The 3,679-nt window shown below is 62.8% G+C and carries 3 protein-coding genes and 1 tRNA gene; 1 reads left to right on the top strand and 3 read right to left on the bottom strand.

The annotated features are described in order from the left end of the window. Nucleotides 1–1,267 (top strand): recombinase family protein (locus ACIQ3R_RS16420; RefSeq protein ID WP_397419928.1); only part of this gene is annotated, 1,267 nt, incomplete at its 5' end. Nucleotides 1,268–1,642: 375 nt separating this feature from the next. On the opposite strand, the gene ACIQ3R_RS16415 is transcribed toward ACIQ3R_RS16420, so the two are convergent. The 3 genes from ACIQ3R_RS16415 to ACIQ3R_RS16405 form a co-directional block, all read right to left on the bottom strand. Further along, nucleotides 1,643–1,719: transfer RNA gene (locus tag ACIQ3R_RS16415), tRNA-Arg, on the bottom strand. A 52-nt stretch (nt 1,720–1,771) separates the two neighbouring features. Next, the gene (locus tag ACIQ3R_RS16410; protein WP_397419927.1) at nt 1,772–3,028 is read right to left on the bottom strand and encodes a cytochrome P450; all 1,257 of its coding nucleotides are present in this window, start codon (nt 3,026–3,028) and stop codon (nt 1,772–1,774) included. Between the two features lie 71 nt (nt 3,029–3,099). Beyond that, on the bottom strand, nt 3,100–3,679 hold a 580-nt coding region (locus ACIQ3R_RS16405), incomplete at its 5' end, for a DUF1345 domain-containing protein (RefSeq protein WP_397419926.1).

The following is a 3,679-nucleotide window of genomic DNA, read 5'->3' as shown; positions in this document are numbered from 1 at the left end:
GGGGCGGCTGACCCTCAACGTGCTGCTGTCGTTCGCGCAGTTCGAGCGGGAGGTCACCGGGGAGCGGATCCGCGACAAGATCGCGGCATCCAAGGCCAAGGGCATGTGGATGGGTGGCGTCATTCCGCTCGGCTACGACCTTGGCGATCGCAAGTTGGTCGTCAATCCGGCCGAAGCCGAGACCGTCCGGCAGGTCTTCAACGGCTATCTCAAGGCGGCTTCCGCTAAGGATCTTGTCGCCCAGCTTGCCGCTGCCGGCGTGCGCTCCAAGGCCTGGACCACCCGGGACGGAAAGCCACTGGGCGGTGTCATCATGCGGCGCGGCGCGATCTACCACATTCTCCAGAGCCGCCTTTACCTCGGCGAGATCGTACATAAGGGCCTGGTGCATCCCGGACAGCACCAGGCGCTGGTGAGCCAGGAGCTCTTCGACGCAGTCGCGGCCAAGCTGGCCAGTCAGGCGGCCCGCAAACGAGACCGGCCGATACGGGCTGCGCCCGGACCCCTGACCGGGCTGCTGTTTGACGCCAACAGTCAGCCGATGAGCCCAAGCTTCGCCTACGGCAAAGGCGGGATGCTCTACCGATACTACATCGCCATGGCCCTGCAGGTCGGAGTGACGCCGGAGCGCGACGGCGGCCTTCGCAGGGTCTCTGCGCCCGCAGTGGAGAGTTTTCTCGTGGAAACCCTACGGCGCCTTGGCCGGCGGACCGACCTCGAAGCCTCCGACATTCCGCGGCTGGTCATGCGGCTCGAGCTCCGGAACGACGAGACGCATCTGGTTGTCAACACGACCATGCTGTTCCCGGGCGAGCATCCAGAATTGCTGCTGACCACGCTCCGTCAGCGTCTGCGCGAAGGCGAGCAGGTGGTGACGGAGCAGGGCGTGGCGGGCCGTCTTCGTCTAGTCCTGCCGCAACGGCTGAAGCTTCGAGGCGGCCGTACGATCATTTCCGGCGCGGCCGACGAGCCTCGCGGCCGGATCAACTCTGGTCTCGTCCAGGTCTTGAAGCGTGCTCATGCCGAGCTTCTAAACCTCAAGGCCTCGCCCCTGACTCGACCCGCGGAGATGAACGCGGCCGTGGCGCCCGCCACCCAGCATGACCGCCAGGTCTGCCGGCTGGCGTTCATGGCCCCTGAACTGCAACAACAAATTCTCACCGGAAGGCAGCCGACCGGCCTAACGCTCCGGCGCATGCTGAAGTCCCAAATGCCGCTTGCCTGGGCCGACCAGAAGGCCTGGGTGGACGCGATTTCGCGCGCCTGATCTTTCGCCTGTTGTTCCCTGTTCAGGTCGAAAATATTCCCTGTTCGGCCGAATTAAATTCCCTGCTGGTTCAGGCAACGTTCGCTGGTTGGCAGAAGAAATTCTCGCGTCTAATCAGGATGTTGGGCCGAGGCGCGTGTCTTTTCGATGACTGTTTTGGACCCGAAATTCACGAATTTCCCTGCATAATTCCCTGTTAGCAGGGAATCCGTCGCGTTTTCTGATGCGCAGAGACGGCCCCGCGAATAGGCCCGAAACAGGCTCGGATTGGCGCCCGGGAGACGGTCGCCATTGACGGTGTACGCTGGGCAAGCTCCGGTATTTCGGGGCTTTCTGGCGCGGTCGCCCGCGAAGAGACGGATAACAGGGACTGTGTGGCGGCCTCGGAGGGACTCGAACCCCCGACCTTGGCTTTAGGAAAGCCCTGCTCTATCCGGCTGAGCTACGAGGCCACGCGGACGCCCGGATGCCACGGCCTGCGGCAGGGGTCCAGCCCGGGTCCTGTCACCGATAGGCCCGAACTGGGATGGCGTCGTATCCCTTCACGAAGTTAGAGCGCAGTCGCTGAGGTTCGCCTACGACCTCTATGCGGGAGAAGCGCTTAAGCATCTCTTCCCAGACCACTTTGAGTTGCATCTCGGCGAGGCGGTTGCCGAGGCAACGATGGATGCCGAAGCCGAAGCCCACATGCTGGCGCGGGCGTTCCCGATCGATAATGAAACGCTCGGGGTCGGGAATGACGCTCCCATCTCGATTGCCCGAGACGTACCACATGACCACCTTCTCACCCTTGCGGATCAGCTGACCGCCAATCTCGATGTCCCGCGTGGCCGTACGCCGCATGTGGGCGACCGGGCTTTGCCAACGAATGATTTCTGGTACGGCGGAGTCCAACAGAGCTGGGTTGGCGCGCAGACGCTGATAGGCCTCCGGAAATTGCTGGAAGGCCATGAGTGCGCCGGACATGGAGTGTCGGGTCGTGTCGCTTCCGGCCACAATGAGCAGAATCACGTTGCCCAGATAGAGCTCGGGGTTGTCGTTCTTGCGCGTGACGGGGTCGGAGATCAGCAGCGACATCAGGTCGTCTTTCCGACCCTGCGCCTTGCGCTGCTCCCACAGCATGATCAGCGGAAATAGAAGCTGCGTGAAGCGCGCTTGGCGTTCCCCGCGAGTCCGCTCGAGGTCTTCCATCTGGGGCACGTTCAGGATCTCGTCGGAAATCCGCGGCAGGTCCCGGCGCTGTTCAAAGGGATAGTCGAACAGGGTGGCCAGCATCTGACTTGTGAGTTCGATGGATACCCGGTCGACGAAGTCGAAGGTCTCGCCGATGGGCAACTCATCCAGGATCCGGATCGCTCTCTCCCGGATCAGGGGTTCGAACTCGGCGACCTTGTGGGATGTAAACAGCGGGGACACCACTCGGCGTTGGTGATCGTGGTCAGGTGGATCGAGGCCGATGAAGCTCGAGCTTTCGTGCGGCTGGCTTCCGGGGAAGATGGTGATGCCGCCAATCTCTGAACTGGAAGAGAAGGCCTCATGGTTCGAGTCGACGGCGACGATGTCCGCAAAGCGGGTCACTGACCAGTAAGATCCGAACTCGCTGGACTTGCAGTAGTGGACCGGCGCCTCGGCGCGCAACCGCTCAAAGTACGGCCAGTGGGTATCGCTGGTGAACAGATCGACACGCGAGACGTCGATGTCCTCGAGCGGTGTTGCGTAGGCGCGAGCGCGCGCGTCGAGCAGGCTGGCGTCATCGGGCATGGCGGATTCCTCGAGCGTATTCGACCGAATGTGCGCGTGCGCTAGGCGTACGCAATCAAAAAGCTTCCAGCCTAGAACAAACCGGCTGCGAGATTGATGGCCAGCGCCACCACCATCGTGTTGAACACAAAGGCCACCAGACTATGCAGCGTGCCCAACCGGCGCTGACGTTTGTCGGTAAAGGCGATATCCGCGGTCTGGGCGGCGACGCCGATCACCAGGGCGAAATGGACGAAATCCTGGTAGTCAGGCGCGCCGCCGCCGGGAAATAGCAGGCCGCCAAGATCCGTGTCGCTTGTCTTATCGCGAGCGTAGAACAGGTGGGCGTAGTGCAAGGCGAAGATCACGTGGACCAGCAACCAGCCGCTGATGACAGAAACCAGAGCCACGCCCACATGGGCCGCCTGGACGAGGCCCTCGGCGGACTTAGCCGAGTGCAGTTCGCCGGCGGCGACCGCCAGGCTGACGACGGTCGCTGCAAGCACCAGTACTAGGATCAAGTTGCGGCCTTCGTCGTCGCGCGCGGCGTTGGTGCGAATGCCGTCGGGACCGTGGGTCCAGTTCACGGGGTCGAGTGCGGCCAGGAACACCAGACAGAAAACGTTCCATCCAAGGATAGCGGCCGTCGCGGCGGATAGTGCCGGCGACAGA

Source organism: Phenylobacterium sp. (assembly GCF_044371015.1).
Taxonomy (GTDB): Bacteria; Pseudomonadota; Alphaproteobacteria; order Caulobacterales; family Caulobacteraceae; genus Phenylobacterium.
This window is presented reverse-complemented; position numbering and strand designations above follow the sequence as displayed.